Source organism: Methylibium sp. Pch-M, assembly GCF_004136295.1.
GTDB classification, from domain to species: domain Bacteria; phylum Pseudomonadota; class Gammaproteobacteria; order Burkholderiales; family Burkholderiaceae_C; genus Methylibium; species Methylibium petroleiphilum.
Window position 1 is genome coordinate 1,824,218 of sequence record NZ_CP029606.1, and the last position, 18,523, is coordinate 1,842,740.

19 protein-coding genes are annotated in these 18,523 nt (G+C 68.4%); 11 read left to right on the forward strand and 8 right to left on the reverse strand.

The annotated features are described in order from the left end of the window. The first annotated feature begins 6 nt into the window (after window positions 1-6). The 4 genes from C1M51_RS08735 to C1M51_RS08750 all read left to right on the forward strand — a co-directional run bounded on the left by C1M51_RS08735 (window position 7) and on the right by C1M51_RS08750 (window position 3,864). Complete coding sequence (locus tag C1M51_RS08735) at window positions 7-1,050, forward strand: type IV pilus twitching motility protein PilT (protein ID WP_011831333.1); 1,044 nt, start codon at window positions 7-9, stop codon at window positions 1,048-1,050. Between the two features lie 37 nt (window positions 1,051-1,087). After that, window positions 1,088-1,696: a cyclic nucleotide-binding domain-containing protein gene (locus tag C1M51_RS08740; protein ID WP_129449129.1), complete on the forward strand. Its 609-nt coding sequence runs from the start codon at window positions 1,088-1,090 to the stop codon at window positions 1,694-1,696. A gap of 44 nt (window positions 1,697-1,740) precedes the next feature. Continuing rightward, window positions 1,741-2,877: a PilT/PilU family type 4a pilus ATPase gene (locus C1M51_RS08745; RefSeq protein WP_011831335.1), complete on the forward strand. Its 1,137-nt coding sequence runs from the start codon at window positions 1,741-1,743 to the stop codon at window positions 2,875-2,877. A gap of 93 nt (window positions 2,878-2,970) precedes the next feature. Further along, window positions 2,971-3,864 (forward strand): NAD(P)-dependent oxidoreductase, encoded by an 894-nt coding sequence (locus tag C1M51_RS08750; protein ID WP_129449131.1) that lies wholly within the window; start codon window positions 2,971-2,973, stop codon window positions 3,862-3,864. Window positions 3,865-3,901: 37 nt separating this feature from the next. Here C1M51_RS08750 and C1M51_RS08755 read toward each other — a convergent pair whose 3' ends face one another. The 3 genes from C1M51_RS08755 to C1M51_RS08765 all read right to left on the reverse strand — a co-directional run bounded on the left by C1M51_RS08755 (window position 3,902) and on the right by C1M51_RS08765 (window position 5,619). Continuing rightward, window positions 3,902-4,585 (reverse strand): BON domain-containing protein, encoded by a 684-nt coding sequence (locus tag C1M51_RS08755; protein WP_129449133.1) that lies wholly within the window; start codon window positions 4,583-4,585, stop codon window positions 3,902-3,904. Next, window positions 4,582-5,178: a phosphoheptose isomerase gene (locus C1M51_RS08760; RefSeq protein ID WP_036233929.1), complete on the reverse strand. Its 597-nt coding sequence runs from the start codon at window positions 5,176-5,178 to the stop codon at window positions 4,582-4,584. The genes C1M51_RS08755 and C1M51_RS08760 overlap by 4 nt, the downstream gene beginning before the upstream one ends. Window positions 5,179-5,250: 72 nt before the next feature. Continuing rightward, window positions 5,251-5,619 carry a YraN family protein gene (locus tag C1M51_RS08765; protein ID WP_129449135.1) on the reverse strand — a complete coding sequence of 123 codons (369 nt, stop codon included), beginning with the start codon at window positions 5,617-5,619 and terminating at the stop codon, window positions 5,251-5,253. Between C1M51_RS08765 and rsmI the strand changes: the two genes are divergently transcribed. Further along, window positions 5,612-6,544, forward strand: coding sequence for a 16S rRNA (cytidine(1402)-2'-O)-methyltransferase (gene rsmI / locus C1M51_RS08770; RefSeq protein ID WP_242500008.1), 933 nt, complete (start codon window positions 5,612-5,614; stop codon window positions 6,542-6,544). The genes C1M51_RS08765 and rsmI overlap by 8 nt on opposite strands. Before the next feature lie 8 nt (window positions 6,545-6,552). Here rsmI and C1M51_RS08775 read toward each other — a convergent pair whose 3' ends face one another. After that, window positions 6,553-6,888: a hypothetical protein gene (locus tag C1M51_RS08775; protein ID WP_129449137.1), complete on the reverse strand. Its 336-nt coding sequence runs from the start codon at window positions 6,886-6,888 to the stop codon at window positions 6,553-6,555. Between the two features lie 147 nt (window positions 6,889-7,035). Between C1M51_RS08775 and tldD the strand changes: the two genes are divergently transcribed. From tldD to C1M51_RS08795, 4 genes are all read left to right on the forward strand, one after another. Then, complete coding sequence (gene tldD / locus C1M51_RS08780) at window positions 7,036-8,499, forward strand: metalloprotease TldD (RefSeq protein ID WP_129449139.1); 1,464 nt, start codon at window positions 7,036-7,038, stop codon at window positions 8,497-8,499. Next, entirely contained in the window at window positions 8,496-9,734 is a 1,239-nt protein-coding gene (locus C1M51_RS08785) for a threonine ammonia-lyase (protein ID WP_129449140.1), read from the forward strand. Before tldD ends, C1M51_RS08785 begins: the two co-directional genes overlap by 4 nt. 201 nt (window positions 9,735-9,935) lie before the next feature. Continuing rightward, window positions 9,936-11,060 carry a 3-deoxy-7-phosphoheptulonate synthase gene (locus C1M51_RS08790; RefSeq protein WP_129449142.1) on the forward strand — a complete coding sequence of 375 codons (1,125 nt, stop codon included), beginning with the start codon at window positions 9,936-9,938 and terminating at the stop codon, window positions 11,058-11,060. Between the two features lie 181 nt (window positions 11,061-11,241). Continuing rightward, complete coding sequence (locus tag C1M51_RS08795) at window positions 11,242-11,562, forward strand: EF-hand domain-containing protein (protein ID WP_242500009.1); 321 nt, start codon at window positions 11,242-11,244, stop codon at window positions 11,560-11,562. 27 nt (window positions 11,563-11,589) lie between these two features. On the opposite strand, the gene C1M51_RS08800 is transcribed toward C1M51_RS08795, so the two are convergent. Beyond that, window positions 11,590-12,168 carry a cob(I)yrinic acid a,c-diamide adenosyltransferase gene (locus C1M51_RS08800; RefSeq protein ID WP_129449145.1) on the reverse strand — a complete coding sequence of 193 codons (579 nt, stop codon included), beginning with the start codon at window positions 12,166-12,168 and terminating at the stop codon, window positions 11,590-11,592. Window positions 12,169-12,258: 90 nt separating this feature from the next. On the opposite strand from C1M51_RS08800, the gene C1M51_RS08805 reads away from it, so the two are divergent. Continuing rightward, on the forward strand, window positions 12,259-13,674 hold the full coding sequence (locus tag C1M51_RS08805; protein ID WP_129449147.1) for an FAD-binding oxidoreductase: 1,416 nt from the start codon (window positions 12,259-12,261) through the stop codon (window positions 13,672-13,674). Window positions 13,675-13,744: 70 nt separating this feature from the next. Then, a complete protein-coding gene (locus C1M51_RS08810; protein WP_129449149.1) occupies window positions 13,745-14,299 on the forward strand; it encodes a class I SAM-dependent methyltransferase in 555 nt (184 codons plus the stop codon). Between the two features lie 37 nt (window positions 14,300-14,336). On the opposite strand, the gene C1M51_RS08815 is transcribed toward C1M51_RS08810, so the two are convergent. From C1M51_RS08815 to C1M51_RS08825, 3 genes are all read right to left on the reverse strand, one after another. Further along, window positions 14,337-15,380 carry a sensor domain-containing diguanylate cyclase gene (locus tag C1M51_RS08815; RefSeq protein ID WP_129449151.1) on the reverse strand — a complete coding sequence of 348 codons (1,044 nt, stop codon included), beginning with the start codon at window positions 15,378-15,380 and terminating at the stop codon, window positions 14,337-14,339. A 129-nt stretch (window positions 15,381-15,509) separates the two neighbouring features. Further along, on the reverse strand, window positions 15,510-17,126 hold the full coding sequence (locus C1M51_RS08820) for a SpoVR family protein (protein WP_129449153.1): 1,617 nt from the start codon (window positions 17,124-17,126) through the stop codon (window positions 15,510-15,512). A gap of 25 nt (window positions 17,127-17,151) precedes the next feature. After that, window positions 17,152-18,462, reverse strand: coding sequence for a YeaH/YhbH family protein (locus tag C1M51_RS08825; protein WP_129449155.1), 1,311 nt, complete (start codon window positions 18,460-18,462; stop codon window positions 17,152-17,154). Between the last annotated feature and the right edge of the window lie 61 nt (window positions 18,463-18,523).

Here is an 18,523-nt window from a genome sequence, read left to right on the forward strand (position 1 = left end):
CACCCCATGGACATCACCCAACTGCTGGCGTTCTCGGTCAAGAACAAGGCCTCGGACCTGCACTTGTCCTCCGGACTGCCGCCGATGATCCGGGTGCACGGCGACGTGCGGCGCATCAACGTGGACCCGCTGGACCACAAGAACGTGCACGACATGGTGTACGACATCATGAACGATGCGCAGCGCAAGGCCTACGAGGAGACGCTGGAATGCGACTTCTCGTTCGAGATCCAGGGCCTGGCGCGCTTCCGGGTCAACGCCTTCAATCAGAACCGTGGCGCGGGCGCGGTATTCCGCACCATCCCGAGCAAGATCCTGACGCTCGAGCAGCTGAACGCCCCGAAGATCTTCGCCGACCTGGCCCTCAAGCCGCGCGGCCTGGTGCTGGTGACCGGCCCCACCGGCTCGGGCAAGAGCACCACGCTGGCCGGCATGGTGAACCACCTCAACGAGAACGAGTACGGCCACATCCTGACCGTCGAGGACCCGATCGAGTTCGTGCACGAGTCCAAGCGCTGCCTGATCAACCAGCGCGAGGTCGGACCGCACACGCTGTCCTTCAGCAACGCGCTGCGCTCGGCGCTGCGCGAGGACCCGGACGCGATCCTGGTGGGCGAAATGCGCGACCTGGAGACCATCCGCCTCGCGCTGACCGCGGCGGAGACGGGGCACCTGGTGTTCGGCACCTTGCACACCAGCAGCGCGGCCAAGACGATCGACCGCGTGATCGACGTGTTCCCCGCCGCCGAGAAGGACATGGTGCGCGCGATGCTGTCGGAGTCGCTGATCGGCGTGATCTCGCAGACGCTGTGCAAGCTCAAGGACGGCTCGGGCCGCGTGGCGGCGCACGAGATCATGCTGGGCACGCCGGCCATCCGCAATCTGATCCGCGAAGCCAAGGTCGCGCAGATGTACAGCTCCATCCAGACCGGCAACAGCATGGGCATGCAGACGCTGGACCAGAACCTGACGGACCTGGTGCGCCGCAACCTCATCACGCCGGCCGAGGCACGCGGCAAGGCCAAGCTGCCCGAGAACTTCCCGGGCTGATCCCGGGCACCGCCCCGTCGTCCGCAGAGCGCTCACCGTGAAAAAGCAGCTCGATCGACCGGGGAGCCCTGCGGTTTCTGCCGAAGGCGCCCCGTCAGACGACGGCGAGGAACGCGCGACCGCCACGGTCGATTGGGATGCCCGAGCCCGGCAGGCCAGGGCGCAGCCCTTCGACGAGCGCCGCGCCTGCGATCTGTTCGTGCAGCTGTGGGAGGCCGAGACGCATCTGGTCGGCCTGAGCCCCTCCGAACTGGGCCGCATCGCCGAGCACTTCCGCCATTTCACGGTCCCGGCCGGCCAGGAGGTGATCGGCCAGGACGAGCAGGGCAACTACCTGCTGGTGGTGCTGGAAGGCCGGGTCGGCGTCGAGCGCGTGCAGCGCGGCGGCGGCCGGGTCCGCGTGGCCGAGGCTCGCGCCGGGGACATGCTGGGAGAGATGTCGGTGCTGGACGCCGGCTCACGCTTTTCCGCCTGCACCACGCTCACTCCCTGCATCGTGGCCGTGCTCGACGCCCGGCGCCTCGACGCGATGATGGCGAACGAACCGCGGCTCGCCATGGCCCTGCTGGCCTCGCTCGCGCGGCGCCTGTCCTTGCGCCTGCGCCAGGTGAGCGCCCGGCTGTCTGCTTTGTTGTCCGGTGGCTGAGCAGCGAGCGCTGCGGCCTCAGAAAATCTCCAAGGGAGGAACTCATGGAACGCGATCAAGCGTCGAAATTCGTCAACGACCTGCTGCGCCTGCTGGTCGCCCGCAACGGTTCGGATCTGTTCCTGACGGCCGACTTTCCTCCGGCGGTCAAGGTCGACGGCCGCGTCACCAAGGTATCGCCGCAGCCGCTGACGCCGCAACACACGATGGCCCTGGCGCGTTCGATCATGAACGACAAGCAGGCCGCCGAGTTCGAACGCACCAAGGAGTGCAATTTCGCGATCGCGCCGACCGGCATCGGCCGATTCCGGGTCAATGCCTTCGTGCAGCAGGGCTGCGTGGGTCTGGTGCTGCGGACGATCCCGCAAACGCTGCCGACGATCGACTCACTCGGCCTGCCGCAGGTGCTGAAGGACGTCGCCTCGACCAAGCGCGGGCTGGTGATCTTCGTCGGCGCCACCGGCTCGGGCAAGAGCACCTCGTTGGCCGCGATGGTGGACTATCGCAACGAGAACTCCTACGGCCATATCATCACCATCGAGGACCCGGTGGAGTTCGTGCACCCGCACAAGAACTGCATCGTGACGCAGCGTGAGGTCGGCATCGATACCGACGACTGGGCCCCGGCGCTGAAGAACACGCTGCGCCAGGCGCCCGACGTGATCCTGATGGGCGAGATCCGCGACCGCGAGACCATGGAACACGCCGTGGCCTTCGCCGAGACCGGCCACCTGTGCATGGCCACGCTGCACGCCAACAGCGCCAACCAGGCGCTCGACCGCATCATCAACTTCTTCCCCGAGGAGCGGCGCGCGCAGTTGCTGATGGACCTGTCGCTGAACCTCAAGGCGCTGGTGTCGCAGCGCCTGCTGGCGCGCCAGGAAGGCCGCGGCCGCGTCGCGGCGATCGAGATCCTGTTGAACACGCCGCTGATCTCCGACCTGATCTTCAAGGGCGAGGTGGCCGAGATCAAGGAAATCATGAAGAAGAGCCGAGAGCTCGGCATGCAGACCTTCGACCAGAGCCTGTTCGACCTGTACGAGGGCCAGCTAGTCACCTACGAGGATGCCCTGCGCAACGCCGATTCGGTCAACGACCTGCGCCTGCAGATCAAGCTCAACAGCAACCGGGCGCGCAATTCCGACCTGGCCTCGGGCACCGAGCACCTGACCATCGTCTGAGTAACCCGCGGCCTGCCCGGCCGCGGTGGTTTGAGCGATCATGCGGTGTAGAACGGCCTCGTTTGGAGGCCGTTGCCTTTTCGGAGACGCCCGATGACCAGCAAGACCTACGATCCGGTGCCCTCACAGCGCGTGGCCTTCCTCGGCCTGGGCGTGATGGGCCATCCCATGGCCGGCCACCTGGCGCGCGCCGGCCACAGCGTGTGCGTCTACAACCGCACCGCGGCCAAGGCCCAGGCCTGGGTGAGCGAGTACGGTGGTCGCTCGGCGCCGACGCCCAGCGCCGCGGCGCAGGACGCCGATATCGTGTTCGCCTGCGTCGGCAACGACGCCGACCTCCGGTCGGTGACGACCGGTGCTGATGGCGCCTTTCAGTCCATGAGGCCCGGCGCCGTGTTCGTGGACCACACCACCGCATCGGCCGACATCGCGCGCGAACTGGCGGCGGCGGCGCGCGCGCGCGGCCTGGGCTTCGTCGATGCCCCGGTCTCGGGTGGCAACCTCGGCGCGATCAATGGCGCGCTCACGGTGATGTGCGGCGGCGATGCGGCCGACTTCGCGAAGATCCAGCCGGTGGCGATGGCGTTCTCGAAGGCGGTCACGCTGCTCGGCGAGGCCGGCGCCGGCCAGCTGGCGAAGATGGTGAACCAGATCGCGATCGCCGGCCTGGTGCAGGGCCTCAGCGAGGCGATCGCCTTCGGTCAGAAGGCCGGGCTGGACATGAAGGCCGTGCTCGGCGTGATCGGCAAGGGCGCGGCGCAGAGCTGGCAGATGGACAACCGCGGCCCGACGATGGTCGACGGCAAGTTTGACTTCGGTTTCGCGGTGGACTGGATGCGCAAGGACCTTGGGCTTTGCCTGGACGAGGCGAAACGCAACGGCGCCCGGCTGCCGGTGACGGCGCTGGTCGATCAGTTCTATGCGGACGTGCAGGCCGACGACGGCGGCCGCCGCGACACCTCGAGCCTGATCCAGCGCCTGAAGTAGCCCGCGCGGAGACCGACCGCGTCGCGGTCGCGACCTCTCAGGGGGCCGGGGCGGCCGGCGCGTTCTTCGGCACCGTCTGCGCGAGCTCGGCCTCGGTGATGATCTCGAAGGCCTTGACGACCTTCACGACCCCGGAGACGCCGCGGGCGATCGCCACGCCGCGGTCGGCCTCGCGTTCGGTGACGCGGCCCATCAGGTAGACGATGCCGCGGTCGGTGACCACCTTGTAGGCATTGGCGAAGATGTCGCGCGCATCGACGTAGCTCGCCTTCACCTTGCTCGTGATCAGCGCGTCGTTCGAGCGGTCGACCAGCGAGGTCGTCGGGCCGATCGCCAGTTCGTTCAGCAGGGAGCGGACGTTCTCGAGCTTCGAGACCGAGGCCTCGACTGCCGCCTTGTCGGCCTCGGTCGGTACCTCGCCGGTCAGCAGCACCGTGCGATTGAAGCTGGTCAGGCTGACCCGGCCGCGTTCGCCGATGGCCTCCTTGACCCGCGCCGCGCCTTTCAGCTCGATGCCCTGGTCTTCAAGCTGCGCCCCCGACGTGCGACGGTCGCTGTAGACCAGTGCACTGCCGACGGCCGCACCACCGATCAGCAGCGCACAGCCGCCCAAGGCGCCGGAGAGCGAGATGCAGGCCAATGCAGCCAGCGCAACGCGACGGAGCGTGCGAGGGGCTCGGGTTGCCGCCTGGGCAGGCGAAGGAGAGGTTCGTGAGGTCATGTCAGGTCCTGTTCACCGAGCAGTTGCACGTCGACCGCGTCGCACAGGCAGTGGATCGCGAGGATGTGCACTTCCTGTATGCGCGCCGTGCGCTCGTGCGGCACGCAGATGTGTACGTCGGTCTCGGTCAGGCGAGCGCCGAGCTTGCCGCCGCCCCGCCCGGTGAGGGCGATGACGGTCATGTCCTTGTCGTGGGCCGCGTCCACCGCGGCCACCACGTTGGCCGAGTTGCCACTCGTCGTGATGGCCAGCAGCACGTCACCGGGATTGCCGAGCGCCTGCACCTGCTTGGCGTAGATCGCGGAGAAATCGTAGTCGTTGCCGAGCGCGGTGATGATAGAGGTGTCGGTGTTCAGCGCGATCGCGGCCAGCCCGGGACGCTCGCGCTCGAAGCGGCCGACGAACTCGGCCGCGAAATGCTGCGCGTCGCTGGCGGAGCCCCCGTTGCCACAGGCCAGCACCTTGCCGCCGGCGGTGATGCAGCCGAGCACGGCCTGAACCGCATCGGCTATCGGCTTGCTCAACACTTCGGCCGCCTGATTCTTCAGGTCGGCACTGTCGAAGAAGTGCCGCTGGATTCGTTGTTCAAGCATGCCCATGATGATATGACACGCTTTCGCGGACCCGGGTTCCGCGAGCCGTCTTGTGCAGCCCGGTCGAGGGCGTCAGGAAGCGTCGAAGGCCGCGCGCAGCCACTCCATGTGTTCCCCTTCGATCGCCACCACGTCGAAGCGACACCGCGGCGGCGACGCAAAGCGCATCAGGTAGTGGCGCGCGGCGCGCACGATCCGCTGCTGCTTCACGCCCGACACGGTGGCCGCGGCGCCGCCGTGCGACCGGGTGGCCCGGGTACGCACCTCGACGAACACCAGCGTGCCATCGCGGTCCCTCAGCACGAGATCGATCTCTCCACCTCGCACGCGCGGGCCGCCGGCGACTCGATAATTGCGCTCCACGAGCTTCAGCCCGGCGCGCAGCAGGTAAGCCAGCGCCCGGTCCTCGCCCCCGTCTCCCACCGCCTTGGTCGTGACCATCGACGCCCCGTTGATCCAGCAAGCTGCCGCCAGCGCGGCCGGCGCGCAGCAGTATCCCAAAGCCACGCTCTACATCGTGGCCACGCCCATCGGCAATCTGGCCGACCTGACGCTGCGCGCGATCCATGCGCTCGGACTGGTCGACGCCGTGTCCTGCGAGGACACGCGCGTCACCGCACCGCTGCTGCGTCACCTGGGACTCGACAAGCCGCTGATCGCGCTGCACGAGCACAACGAGGCCCAGGCCGCCGGCGTGGTGATCGAGAGGCTGGCGCGCGGCGAGCGCGTCGCCTACGTCAGCGATGCCGGCACGCCGGCCGTCAGCGATCCCGGTGCACGGCTGGTGGCCGCGGTGCGTGCCGCCGGCCACCGCGTGCTGCCGCTGCCGGGGCCCAGCAGCGTCACCACCGCGCTCAGCGCGGCCGGTGACACGCAGGGTGAGGGCTTCCGCTTCGTCGGCTTCCTCTCCAGCAAGGCCGTCGAGCGCTCGGCCCAGTTGCGGGAACTGGCCACGCGACCGGAGACGACCGTGTTGTTCGAGGCGCCGCACCGCATCGCCGCGCTGGCCGGCGCCCTGGCCGAGGTGATGCCGGCGCGATCGCTGAGCCTGTGTCGCGAGCTGACCAAGCAGTTCGAGCACGTCGAGACCCTGGACGCCAAGGCCCTGCCGACCTGGCTGGCAGCCGACCCGCACCGCATCCGCGGCGAGTTCGTGCTGGTGCTGCACGCGCTGCCGGCCGCGGGCGGCGAGGACAGCCCGATGAGCGCCGGCGCCGAGCGGCTGTTGCGCACCCTGGTCGCGGCGCTGCCGCTGAAGCAGGCCGTGGCACTGACGGCCGAGGCCACCGGCGCGCCCCGCAATGCCCTCTACGAGCGGGCACTGCAACTGAAATCCGGGGCGCCGACCGGAGACGACGACGCCTGAGCCTCGCCTCATCCCTTGGGCGAGACGGCCTGGCGATCGTGCTTCTGGTGCCGGATGTCGCGGCTGGCGCGGTTCTGCATGTTCGTCAGGCGCTTGCGTTCCGCGGGGCTCACGTCACCGTCGGCCTTGGCTCGGCTTTCCGCCTTGTCGATGTGGGCCTGCTCCTTCTCGAGCCGGTAGGTCTCGCGGGGCGTCAGCGCGCCGGAGCCCACGCCCTGCTGAATGCGCTGCTCCTGCCGCTGCTCGCGCTGGTCGATGCGCGGCGTGGCGGTCACCCCTTGCGCAAAGCTGGCGCCGGCGGCGGCCAGCAGGACGGCACTCAACAGGACGGGAATGGTTTTCATTGCACTGGCTCCTTGGTCGGTCAAAGGTGGGAAGATGCCCACTTCTTTCCAACGCCGAGGCTGCCAGGCCGTGCACCCGTCCACCGTGCGAATCGGTAAAGATTGGTGAAGCGTGTGACATCCCCTGCTGCCTAGAATCGACACCCCATGATTTCGCGCGAACCCACCCTCGAACGTCTGGCCGTCGCCCGCCAGGTGCTGCTCGAACCCTTCGGCCTCGACGAGACCAAGCTCGCCAACGCGCTGCGCGTGATCGGCGAGCACCGCATCGACGATGCCGACCTCTACTTCCAATACACCCGCAGTGAGGGCTGGAGCCTGGAGGAGGGCATCGTCAAGAGCGGCAGCTTCGGCATCGACCAGGGCGTCGGTGTGCGCGCCGTGGCCGGCGAGAAGACCGCCTTCGCCTACAGCGACGACATCTCTGAAGTCGCCCTGCTGGACGCGGCGCGCACGGTGCGCACCATCGCGGCCTCGGGGATGAGCCGCTCGGTCAAGGTCGGCGACGCGCCGAAGATCGCGGGCAGCCGCGTGCTGTACGCGCCGATGGACCCGATCGCCACGCTCGACAGTACGCAGAAGGTGGCCTTGCTGGAGCGGGCGGAAAAGCTGGCGCGCGCGCGCGACCCGCGCGTGGTGCAGGTGATGGCCGGCCTGGCCGGTGAGTACGACGTGGTGCTGGTGGCTCGCGCCGACGGCACCGTCGCGGCCGACGTGCGCCCGCTGGTGCGCCTGAGCCTCACCGTGATCGCCGAGCAGAACGGCCGCCGCGAGATGGGCTCGGGCGGCGGGGGCGGGCGCTTCGGGCTCGGCTATTTCCGCGATGACGTGATCGCCGGCTACGTGGACCAGGCCGTCAACGCCGCATTGACGAACCTCGAGAGCCGCCCCGCACCGGCCGGCGAGATGACCGTGGTGCTGGGCCCGGGCTGGCCCGGCATCCTGTTGCACGAGGCCATCGGCCACGGCCTCGAAGGTGACTTCAACCGCAAGGGCTCCAGCGCCTTCAGCGGCAAGATCGGCAAGCGCGTCGCGGCCAAGGGCGTGACCGTGCTCGACGACGGCACCCTGCCCGACCGGCGCGGTTCGCTGAACGTCGACGACGAGGGCAACCCGAGCCAGCGCAACGTGCTGATCGAGGACGGCATCCTGAAGGGCTACATCCAGGATTCGATGAATGCGAGGCTGATGAAGGTCAAGCCGACCGGCAACGGCCGGCGCGAGAGCTACGCACACGTGCCGATGCCGCGCATGACCAACACCTACATGCTGGGTGGCGACAAGAGCCGGGACGAGATCGTCGCGAGCATCAAGAAGGGCCTGTACGCCACCAACTTCGGCGGCGGCCAGGTCGACATCACGAGCGGCAAGTTCGTGTTCTCGGCCAGCGAGGCCTTCTGGGTCGAGAACGGCCGAGTTCAGTACCCGGTGAAGGGCGCCACGATCATCGGCAACGGCCCGGACGCATTGACGCGCGTGAAGATGATCGGCAACGACCTGCAGCTCGATACCGGTGTCGGCACCTGCGGCAAGGAAGGCCAGAGCGTGCCGGTCGGCGTCGGCCAGCCGACGCTGCGCATCGACGGGCTCACCGTGGGGGGGACGGCTTGACCTCAGCCGAGTCGCCGGCGACGGTGACCCTGGCGGACGTCGAGGCCGCCGCACGCCGGCTTGCCGGACAGGTCCTCGACACGCCGTGCGTCGAGTCGAAGACGCTGTCCGAGATCACCGGCGCCCAGGTCTTCCTGAAGTTCGAGAACCTGCAGTTCACCGCCTCCTTCAAGGAGCGCGGCGCGCTGAACAAGCTGCTGGCGCTGGTCGCCGCGCGCGACGACGGCACCGCCGCGCTGAAGGGCGTGATCGCCGCCTCCGCCGGCAACCATGCACAAGGTGTGGCGCACCACGCGCAGCGGCTGGGCCTGCGCGCGGTCATCGTGATGCCCCGGCACACGCCGACGGTGAAGGTGGAGCGCACGCGCGGCTTCGGCGCCGAGGTGCTGCTGCACGGCGAGAGCTTCGACGAGGCTCGCGCGCACGCACTGGAGGTGGCCGCGGCGCAGGGGCTGAGTTTCGTCCACCCGTTCGACGACCCGCTGGTGATCGCCGGCCAGGGCACGATCGGCCTGGAGATGCTGCGCGCGCAACCGACGCTCGACACGCTGGTCATCGCCGTCGGCGGCGGCGGGCTGATCTCCGGCATCGCCACCGTCGCCCGGGCGCTGAAGCCCGGGCTGGAGATCGTCGGGGTGCAGACGGCACGCTTTCCGGCCATGGTGAACCTCGTCAAGGATCGCGCCCATCCGCAAGGCACGAGCACGATCGCCGAGGGCATCGCGGTCGGTGAGCCAGGCCGGATCACGCGGGCGATCGTCCGCGACCTCGTCGACGACATGGTGCTGGTGGACGAAGCGGACATCGAGCATGCGCTGGTCATGCTGCTGGAGATCGAGAAGACGCTGGTCGAAGGGGCCGGCGCCGCGGGCCTGGCCGCGCTGCTGAAGGAGCCCGAGCGCTACGCCGGGCGGCGCGTGGGCCTGGTGCTGTGCGGCGGCAACATCGATCCGCTGCTGCTGTCGGCGATCATCGAGCGCGGCATGGTGAGGGCGGGGCGGCTGGCGCGCATCCGCGTCGACGCCCGCGACGCCCCCGGCGCCCTGGCGCGCATCACGGCCACCGTGGCCGAGGCCGGCGCGAACATCGAGGAAGTGCATCACCAGCGGGCCTTCACCACGCTGTCGGCGCAGAACGCCGAGGTGGAGCTGGTGCTGCAGACGCGCAACCACGCCCACATCGGCGCCGTGATCGCGGCCCTGGTCGCGCAGGGATTCGAGGCCAAGGCCTACTGAGCCGCGCCGTGCTACATTCCGCTCCTATGCGTTCCAACGCCTACTTTTTTGCGTACTTTTGGTTCTCGCACCGCCCCGGCGGAGGAGAGGCCAGCGCATCAGCGTAAAAGCAGCGCAAGCCGAATCTCAAACCGCCGGGCCCAACCCGGCGGTTTTTTTTCGACCGTGCGCCCCCCGTCAGACCGCCCAGGAGAAACATCGATGAATGCCCTGTCTGCCAACGTTCCCGAGGGTTGGGCCGCGCCCGCCGACAAGACCAGCCAGACCGATGACGAACGGATCGAGGACGTGATGCCGCTGCCGCCGCCCGAACACCTGATCCGCTTCTTCCCAGTGCGCGGCACGCCCGTCGAGGAGCTGGTATCGAGCACCCGCCGCCGCATCCGCGAGATCATGCGCGGCAACGACGACCGCCTGCTGGTCATCATGGGGCCGTGCTCGATCCACGACCCGGTGGCGGCGGTGGACTACGCGCGCAAGCTGAAGGCCCAGCGCGACAAGTACGCCGACACGCTGGAGATCGTGATGCGCGTGTACTTCGAGAAGCCGCGCACCACCGTCGGTTGGAAGGGCCTGATCAACGACCCCTACCTCGACGAAAGCTTCCGCATCGACGAAGGCCTGCGCATCGCGCGCCAGTTGCTACTGGAGATCGGCCGCCTCGGGCTGCCCGCCGGCAGCGAGTTCCTCGACGTGATTTCACCGCAGTACATCGGCGACCTGATTTCGTGGGGCGCCATCGGCGCGCGCACCACCGAAAGCCAGGTCCACCGCGAGCTCGCCTCCGGCATCAGCGCGCCAATCGGCTTCAAGAACGGCACCGACGGCAACATCAAGATCGCCACCGATGCGATCCAGTCCGCCAGCCGGCCACACCACTTCCTGTCGGTGCACAAGAACGGCCAGGTCGCGATCGTCGAGACCCGCGGCAACGCCGACTGCCACGTCATCCTGCGCGGCGGCAAGGCACCGAACTACGACGCCAGCAGCGTCGGCGCGGCTTGCACCGAACTCGGCAAGGCCGGTCTGCCGGCCTCGCTGATGGTCGACTGCTCGCACGCCAACAGCAGCAAGCAGCACCAGAAGCAGATCGACGTGGCACGCGACATCGCCGACCAGCTGGCCGGCGGCAGCCGCCAGGTTTTCGGCGTGATGGTCGAGAGCCACCTGAGCGCCGGCGCCCAGAAGTTCAGCGCCGGCAAGGACGACCCGGCGAAGCTCGTCTACGGCCAGAGCATCACCGACGCCTGCATCGGTTGGGACGATTCTCTGGAGGTGCTGGGCGTGCTCAGCGCCGCGGTGGCGGCCCGGCGCGGACGGGGCTGAACGCCTCCGCTAGACAACTGGGCTACATCACACGAGCCACAGCAACAAAGTGAGCGCATGCAAACGAGAGTAAGCACTGCCGCCGTCAGGTAACGGAGGCAAGCTGCCGCAAGAGTGCTGGCCGGAGACCCCGGTCAGCGCTTGAATGGAGATTCCAGAACTTCCTGCGAAGGAAACCTCCATGAATCGCTCTCGCATCACCCCTTCCATCCAGACCCAGGCGCGTCAGGTCATCGAGATCACCGTGGTCAGTCTGGCGCTCGCCGGCACCGTGGGCTTCGCCCACCTGGCTCAGGCGCAGTCGGCGCCAACCGACAAGTCGAGCGACGTGACGGCGCAGCAGGCCTTCAAGCGTGCCGACGTGGACACCGACAACAAGCTGAGCCCCGCCGAAGCGGCGAAGCTACCCGCGATCGCCCAGCGCTTCAAGTCGCTCGACACCGACCGCGACGGCTTCCTCAGCGCCGAGGAGTTCATGGCCGGCAGCAAGGCTCCTCAATGAGGCCGCGGGCCGGCTGAGTGGGTGGCGTCAGTGCGGGGTCTCCAGCCTCGGGCTGCGCCAGTACACGTCGTCGCCGCCCAGGCCGTCGAGGTTGGCGCGGTTGAGCACACGGGCCAGCACGAACAGCAGATCGCTCAGCCGGTTCAGGTACTGGCGGGGCGCAGATCGCACCGCGCCCGGCTCGGCGTTGGCCAGTGCCACCACGGCCCGCTCCGCGCGGCGCGCCACAGTGCGGCCGAGGTGGGCGATCGAGGCGCTGCGCGTGCCGGCCGGCAGGATGAACTCCTTCAGCCGCGGCAACGCGGCGTTGTGCTCGGCCAATGCGTCGTCCAGCGCCGCCACCGCCTCGTCCTTCAGCAGCGTGTAGCCGGGAATCGACAGTTCGCCGCCCAGATTGAACAGTTCGTGCTGCACCGCCACCAGCAACACGCGCAGCGCGTCGGGCAAGGGCTCGCACAGCAACAGGCCGAGCAGCGAATTGAGTTCGTCGACGTCGCCCATGGCCTGCACGCGCAGGTGGTCCTTGGCCACACGGGTGCCGTCGCCGAGCCCGGTGGTCCCGTCGTCGCCGGTGCGCGTTGCGATCTGTGTCAGTCGATTGCCCATCACGCGATGCTAGCGGACTCGGGACCGCAGCAGCCCGGCCTCCTTGTTTCTAGAATGGTCCACGGCTCCGAGCCGTCAAGAGGAGACACGATGAACGCTCCGATCGACTTGTTGCCCCGAATCGCACGGCGGCCCATGCCGGCGGCGATGCTCGCCGCGCTGAAGGCGCACTTCGGCGAGCGCTTTTCCACGGCGCAGGCCATCCGCGAGCAACACGGTCGCGACGAGTCGCCGTTCGACGTGCCGGCACCTGATGCCGTCGTGTTCGCGACGAGCAACGAGGACGTGGCTGCCCTGGTGGCGCTGGCGCAGCCGCATGGCGTGCCGGTGATCCCGTTCGGCATCGGCTCCTCGCTCGAAGGCCACCTGCTGGCGGTGCAGGGCGGTGTCAGCGTCGACCTGTCGCGCATGAACCAGGTGCTGCGCGTGAACGCGGAAGACCTGACCGTCACCGTGCAGGCCGGCGTGACCCGCAAGCAGCTCAACGAGGCGCTGCGCCATGACGGGCTGTTCTTTCCGATCGACCCCGGCGCCGACGCCACGCTCGGCGGCATGTGCGCCACCCGCGCCAGCGGCACGAACGCGGTGCGCTACGGCACGATGCGGGAGAACGTGCTCGGCCTCACCGTGGTCACCGCGAGCGGAGAGCTGATCCACACCGGCTCGCGGGCACGCAAGTCGTCGGCGGGCTACGACTTGACGCGGTTGTTCGTCGGCAGCGAAGGAACGCTCGGCGTGATCACCGAGATCACGCTGAAGCTCTACCCCCTGCCGGAAGCCGTCAGCGCGGCGGTCTGCCATTTCCCGAGCATCGACGCGGCGGTGCGCAGCACCATCCAGATCATCCAGATGGGTGTGCCGATCGCGCGCTGCGAGTTGCTCGACGTGCACGCGGTGCGGGCCGTCAACGCACACGATCACCTCGGGCTGCGCGAGGCACCGATGCTGCTGATGGAGTTCCACGGCAGCCCGGCGAGCGTGCAGGAGCAGGCGGAGACGGTACAGGCCCTCACGGCCGACCTCGGCGGCGAGGACTTCCAGTGGGCCACCACGCCGGAAGAGCGCACGCGGCTGTGGACCGCCCGCCACCACGCCTACTTCTCGGCGCTGCAGACCCGGCCCGGCTGCCGTGCCGTGACGACCGACACCTGCGTGCCGATCTCGCGCCTGGCCGAATGCATCAACGAGACGGTTGCCGAAGCCGACGCGAGCGGCGTTCCCTACTTCATCGTCGGTCACGTCGGCGACGGCAATTTCCACGTCGGCTACCTGATCGACCCGACGGCGCCGGGTGAGCGCGCCGAGGCGGAGCGCCTGAACCAGTTGCTGGTGGCACGCGCGCTGCGGCTCGAAGGGACCTGCACCGGCGAACACGGCATCGGCCTGCACAAGATGGGCTTCCTGCTCGACGAGGCCGGCGCCGGCGGCGTGGCGCTGATGCGGCAGATCAAGCATGCGCTGGACCCCGGCAACATCATGAACCCCGGGAAGATCTTCACGTGGTGAGACACGTCGACCGCAAAGTCGGCTTTCCAAGCCGCCTCCCAGCGCCCACGTCGCCGAGGTGCGCCGCGGCATGAACACCTCGGCCTTCATCGCGCTGGCACTCACGCGTCCCGGGCTCGTCGGCGCGGTCGCGCCGTCCTCGCGGCGGCTGGCGCGGGCCATGGCGTCGCAGATCGGCGATGCCGGCGCGCTGATCGAGCTCGGCGCGGGCACCGGCGCCGTGACCTCGGCGCTGCGACACGCCGCGCCCGGAACCCCGCTATTGGCCGTCGAGCTGCAGTCCGATCTCGCGAACGGCCTGCGGCGACGCTTCCCCGACATCGAGGTGGCCTGCGCTCCCGCGCACGAGGTGCTGGCGCGGCATGCGCACGCTCCTGTCGACACGATGCTGGTCTCGTCGCTGCCGTTCAGAAGCCTGCCCGAGCCACTGCGCACGACCACGTTGGCGGCGTTGCTTCAGTTCATCGAGGCCCACCCGACGCGACGCATGGTCCAGTACACCTACCAGCCGCGTGCTCCTTTCGAGCTGCCGGCTCGCAGCTCGCTGCGCTGGTCGCTGTGCGACGTGGTGTGGGGTAACCTGCCGCCCGCAGGCGTCTGGGTGCTGGGCGGCGACAGCGCCTGAAGCGCGGCGGTCCGATCGGCCGCCTCGCCGGCAAAGCTCACGTCAGACACAGCTCCACGCAATTGCGGCCCTGCGCCTTGGCGTGGGTGAGGCCACGATGGGCGCGTCGCGTCAATGCGATCGGCTCGATGTCGGCCGCGTGCGCCGCCACCGCGACGCCAATGCTCGCCGTCAACGGCTCGACCGCCCAGGGCACCGCCGCCAGGGCGATGCGCATGCGCTCGGCTGCCGCCATCGCACCGCCCGTGTCGGTCGACGGCAGCAACACGCTGAACTCGCCGGCCCCGCAATGCGCAAGCACGTCATGGCCGCGCAGGCTGCCTTCGAGGCCCTGCGCCGCCTGCCGCAGCGCCTCATCGCCGACCGGGTGGCCATGCAGATCGTTGAAATGCTTGAAGTGATCCAGATCGACGGCCAGCAGCGCGAGATCGCCTCCATGGCGGCTCCAGCGCGTCCACTCCTGCGCGAGCCGGCGCTCGAAGGCCGTGCGATTCCACAGGCCGGTCACCTCGTCGGTGTTGCCCTGCAGATCCAGCAAGGCGCTGGCACGGCGCAGCTCGAGCTGAGCCACCGCCTGTTCGGCCAGCAGGCGCAACGCGTGCTGCTGGCGTGACGACAGGCTGCGCGCGGTCCGATCCAGCACGCACAGCGTGCCGACGGCCCAGCCCTGAGGCGTGACGAGCGGCGCACCGGCGTAGGTGTGCCAGCCGCCGGCCGCGCCGAGCGCCGGGTGAGCCGCGAAGCGAGGATCGCCGGCCGGGTCGGCCAGCAGGAGTCTGTCGTCGGCCTGTTCGATGGCCTGCGCGCAAGGCGCATGGGTGCGAGGTGCACTGTCACCCTCGAAACCGGTCTGTGCCTTGAACCAGAGGCGGTCCCGATCGACCAGCGAGATCAGCGACGCCTGCGTGTCGCAGATGCAGGCCGCGAGCTCGGTGATCGCATCGAACGCCGGCTCCGAACCGGTTTCGAGGACCCCGTAGCGGTAGAGCGCCGCGAGACGCTGCGACTCCGCTTCGGCCGGCGACATCGCGGCACCCGACCACGCGCCAGCGACCGTCGTTCCAGAGGACACCTGGGCCATGAGACTCTCCTCGCACGCTCGCGCCACCGCCGCGGCGGCAGCCCTGCCTTCACGCGACGCCGGCCGATGCGCGGCGTCTTACCCGGGCCGCCCCAACGCGGCCTGCTGCGTGAATGTGTGCCGCGCCGTTCAGTTCGGCGGCGCCGGCACCGTCCACTTTCTGGTGATTTCGCCGGCGCCGTCGGCGCTCTCGAGGTGCACGTCGAAGCCCCACAGCCGGGCCACGTGCTTGAGCACCTCGGTCGTCTGCTCGTTCAGCGGACGATCGTTGTGCTGGGTGTGACGCAGTACCAGCGAGCGATCACCTCGCAGGTTGACGTTCCAGACCTGGATGTTGGGCTCGCGCTGGCCGAGGTCGTACTGGTGCGACAGCGCCTCACGCAGACGTCGGTAGCCGGACTCGTCGTGGATCGCAGAGATCTCGAGCTCGGATTCCTTCTCGTCGTCGAGCACCGCGAACAGCCGCAGCTCGCGCATCAGCCTCGGCGACAGGTACTGGCCGATGAAGCTCTCGTCCTTGAAGTTGCGCATCGCGTGATCCAGCGTGACCAGCCAGTCGGCGCCGGCGATCTCCGGGAACCAGTGGCGGTCTTCGTCGCTGGGCGATTCGCAGATGCGCTTGAGATCGGTGTACATCGCGAAGCCGAGCGCGTAGGGGTTGATGCCGCTGTAGGCCGGGTGGCCGACCGGCGGCTGGTAGATCACGTTGGTGTGAGACTTCAGCCACTCGACCATCATGCCGTCGGCGAGGTGGCCGTTGTCGTACATCGTGTTGAGCAGGCGGTGGTGCCAGAAGGTGGCCCACCCTTCGTTCATCACCTGGGTCTGGCGCTGCGGATAGAAGTATTGCGCCACCTTGCGCACGATGCGCACCACCTCGCGCTGCCAGGGTTCGAGCAGCGGTGCGTTCTTCTCGATGAAGTACAGCAGGTTCTCCTGCGGCTCGGCCGGGTAGCGCTGCGCGTTGGCTTCCTCGGCGGCGGGTTCGGCGCGCCGCGGCAGCGTGCGCCACATGTCGTTGACCTGCTGCTGCGCGTAGGCCTCGCGCTCGGCACGGCGCGTCTGTTCCTGCGCCAGCGACAGCTTGGTGGGGCGGCGGTAACGGTCGACGCCGTGATTCATCAAGGCATGGCAGCTGTCGAGCAGATCCTCCACCGCGTCGAGCCCGCGCCGCTCCTCGCATTCGGCGATGTAGTTCTTGGCGTAGACCAGGTAGTCGATGATCGACGACGCGTCGGTCCACATGCGGAACAGGTAGTTGCCCTTGAAGAAGCTGTTGTGCCCGTAGGCGGCGTGCGCGATCACCAGCGCCTGCATGGCCAGCGAGTTCTCCTCCATCAGGTAGCTGATGCAGGGGTTGGAATTGATGACGATCTCGTAGGCCAGGCCCATGTGACCGCGGCGGTAGTTCTTCTCGGTGGCGATGAATTCCTTGCCGTAGCTCCAGTGCCGGTAGTTCACCGGCATGCCCACCGACGCGTAGGCGTCCATCATCTGCTCGGCCGTGATGATCTCGAGCTGGTTGGGATAGGTGTCCAGGCCATAGCCCCTGGCCGTCTCGCGGATCACGTCGTGGTATTGGTCGATCAGCTCGAAGGTCCAGTCGCTCGAATTCGGCAGCGGCGCCTTGGCCCGCGGACTCGCGACGATGTCGCTCGCTGCGCGGACGCGCGCCGCCGCCGGCACGTCGGATTCGGTGAACAGGTCGGGCGTCGCGACCGATACCGCCTCTCGCTTGCGTGTCATGACGACTCCTTGCGCGGCCGAACGCTCATGTCGCGCCTTCCTTCTTGAACAGATCACGAAAGACGGGGTAGATCTGCGAAGGCTCAAGCACCTTGCGCATCGCGAAGTGCGGGTTCGTCCGGGCGACCTGTGCGTACTCTTCCCACAGGTTCTGCTCGGGTTCGGCCACCTGCACGTAAGCGAAGTAGCGACACAGCGGCAGCAGCTGAGTGGACACGATCTCGCGGCAGCGGCCGCTGTCGTGATGCCAGTTGTCGCCGTCGCTGGCCTGCGCGCCGTAGATGTTCCACTCGCTGGTCGGGTAGCGTGCGCGGACGATCTCCTCCATCAGCACCAGGGCGCTGGAGACCACGGTGCCGCCGGTTTCGGTCGAGTGGAAGAAGCCTTCTTCGTCGACCTCCTGCGCCTGCGTGTGATGGCGGATGAAGACCACGTCGATCTTCTCGTAGTGGCGCGTGAGGAACAGGTAGAGCAGGATGAAGAAGCGTTTCGACAGGTCCTTGCGCGCTTCGTCCATCGAGCCCGACACGTCCATCAGGCAGAACATCACCGCCTTGGTGGTGGGAACCGGCACCTTGACGCGGCTGCGAAAGCGCAGGTCGATCGGGTCGAGGAAGGGGATGCGTGCGACCTTCTGACGCAGCAGCTCGATGCGACCCTCCAGGTCCTTGATCTCGCGCTGCCGCAAGGCATGGCCCGGGTCGAGGTCGACGCCGCCCGCGTCGAGCCGCGAACGCTGCTTCAGGCTGGCGAGCTGGGCCTCCAGGTGCCGCAGCTCGCGCCGCGCATCGGCGCCGAGCGCGATGCGCCGGCCGATCGCGCCGCGCATCGAACGCACCACGTGCAGATTGCTCTGCGTGCCATCGCTGGTAAAGCCGGCACGCTGGTTCTTGTACTCCGGCGTTTCGGCCAGCTGGGTCTTCACGAGGTTGGGCAGCGCCAGGTCGTCGAAGAAGACCTGCATGAACTCTTCCTTGCTCAGGTGGAAGACGAAGTCGTCCTCGCCCTCACCCGAGTCGCTGGCCTGCGACCCACCGCCCTGCCCGCCGCCGCCCTCGGGTCGCTTGATGCGGTCGCCGCGCACGTACTCCTTGTTGCCCGGGTGCACCATCTCGCGCTTGCCGCCGGCGCCATGGCCGAACAGCGGTTCGGACACGTCGCGCTTGGGCAGCGTGATGTCCTCGCCCTGCTCGATGTCGCGGATGCCGCGTCCGCTGACCGCCTTGCGCACGGCCTCGCGGATCTGCGCCTTGTGTCGGCGCAGGAAACGCTCGCGGTTGCCGATCGACTTGTTCTTGCCTGCGAGCCTGCGATCGATGATCTGCTGAAGCGCCATGCGTTGTGCTCGAAGTGGAGGTCGCTGTCAGCGTCTGGGGCGACGACGACGCTCGCGTTTC

Bases quoted from the DNA above. Each gene is read 5' to 3' on its own strand.
- C1M51_RS08765 (WP_129449135.1), bottom strand. From the start codon at position 5,619: ATGGTCACGACCAAGGCGGTGGGAGACGGGGGCGAGGACCGGGCGCTG.
- tldD (WP_129449139.1), top strand. From the start codon at position 7,036: ATGATTTCGCGCGAACCCACCCTCGAACGTCTGGCCGTCGCCCGCCAG.
- C1M51_RS08795 (WP_242500009.1), top strand. From the start codon at position 11,242: ATGAATCGCTCTCGCATCACCCCTTCCATCCAGACCCAGGCGCGTCAG.
- C1M51_RS08750 (WP_129449131.1), top strand. From the start codon at position 2,971: ATGACCAGCAAGACCTACGATCCGGTGCCCTCACAGCGCGTGGCCTTC.
- C1M51_RS08760 (WP_036233929.1), bottom strand. From the start codon at position 5,178: ATGCTTGAACAACGAATCCAGCGGCACTTCTTCGACAGTGCCGACCTG.
- C1M51_RS08820 (WP_129449153.1), bottom strand. From the start codon at position 17,126: ATGACACGCAAGCGAGAGGCGGTATCGGTCGCGACGCCCGACCTGTTC.
- C1M51_RS08775 (WP_129449137.1), bottom strand. From the start codon at position 6,888: ATGAAAACCATTCCCGTCCTGTTGAGTGCCGTCCTGCTGGCCGCCGCC.
- C1M51_RS08755 (WP_129449133.1), bottom strand. From the start codon at position 4,585: ATGACCTCACGAACCTCTCCTTCGCCTGCCCAGGCGGCAACCCGAGCC.
- C1M51_RS08735 (WP_011831333.1), top strand. From the start codon at position 7: ATGGACATCACCCAACTGCTGGCGTTCTCGGTCAAGAACAAGGCCTCG.
- C1M51_RS08745 (WP_011831335.1), top strand. From the start codon at position 1,741: ATGGAACGCGATCAAGCGTCGAAATTCGTCAACGACCTGCTGCGCCTG.
- C1M51_RS08790 (WP_129449142.1), top strand. From the start codon at position 9,936: ATGAATGCCCTGTCTGCCAACGTTCCCGAGGGTTGGGCCGCGCCCGCC.
- C1M51_RS08810 (WP_129449149.1), top strand. From the start codon at position 13,745: ATGAACACCTCGGCCTTCATCGCGCTGGCACTCACGCGTCCCGGGCTC.
- C1M51_RS08800 (WP_129449145.1), bottom strand. From the start codon at position 12,168: ATGGGCAATCGACTGACACAGATCGCAACGCGCACCGGCGACGACGGG.
- C1M51_RS08815 (WP_129449151.1), bottom strand. From the start codon at position 15,380: ATGGCCCAGGTGTCCTCTGGAACGACGGTCGCTGGCGCGTGGTCGGGT.
- C1M51_RS08805 (WP_129449147.1), top strand. From the start codon at position 12,259: ATGAACGCTCCGATCGACTTGTTGCCCCGAATCGCACGGCGGCCCATG.
- C1M51_RS08825 (WP_129449155.1), bottom strand. From the start codon at position 18,462: ATGGCGCTTCAGCAGATCATCGATCGCAGGCTCGCAGGCAAGAACAAG.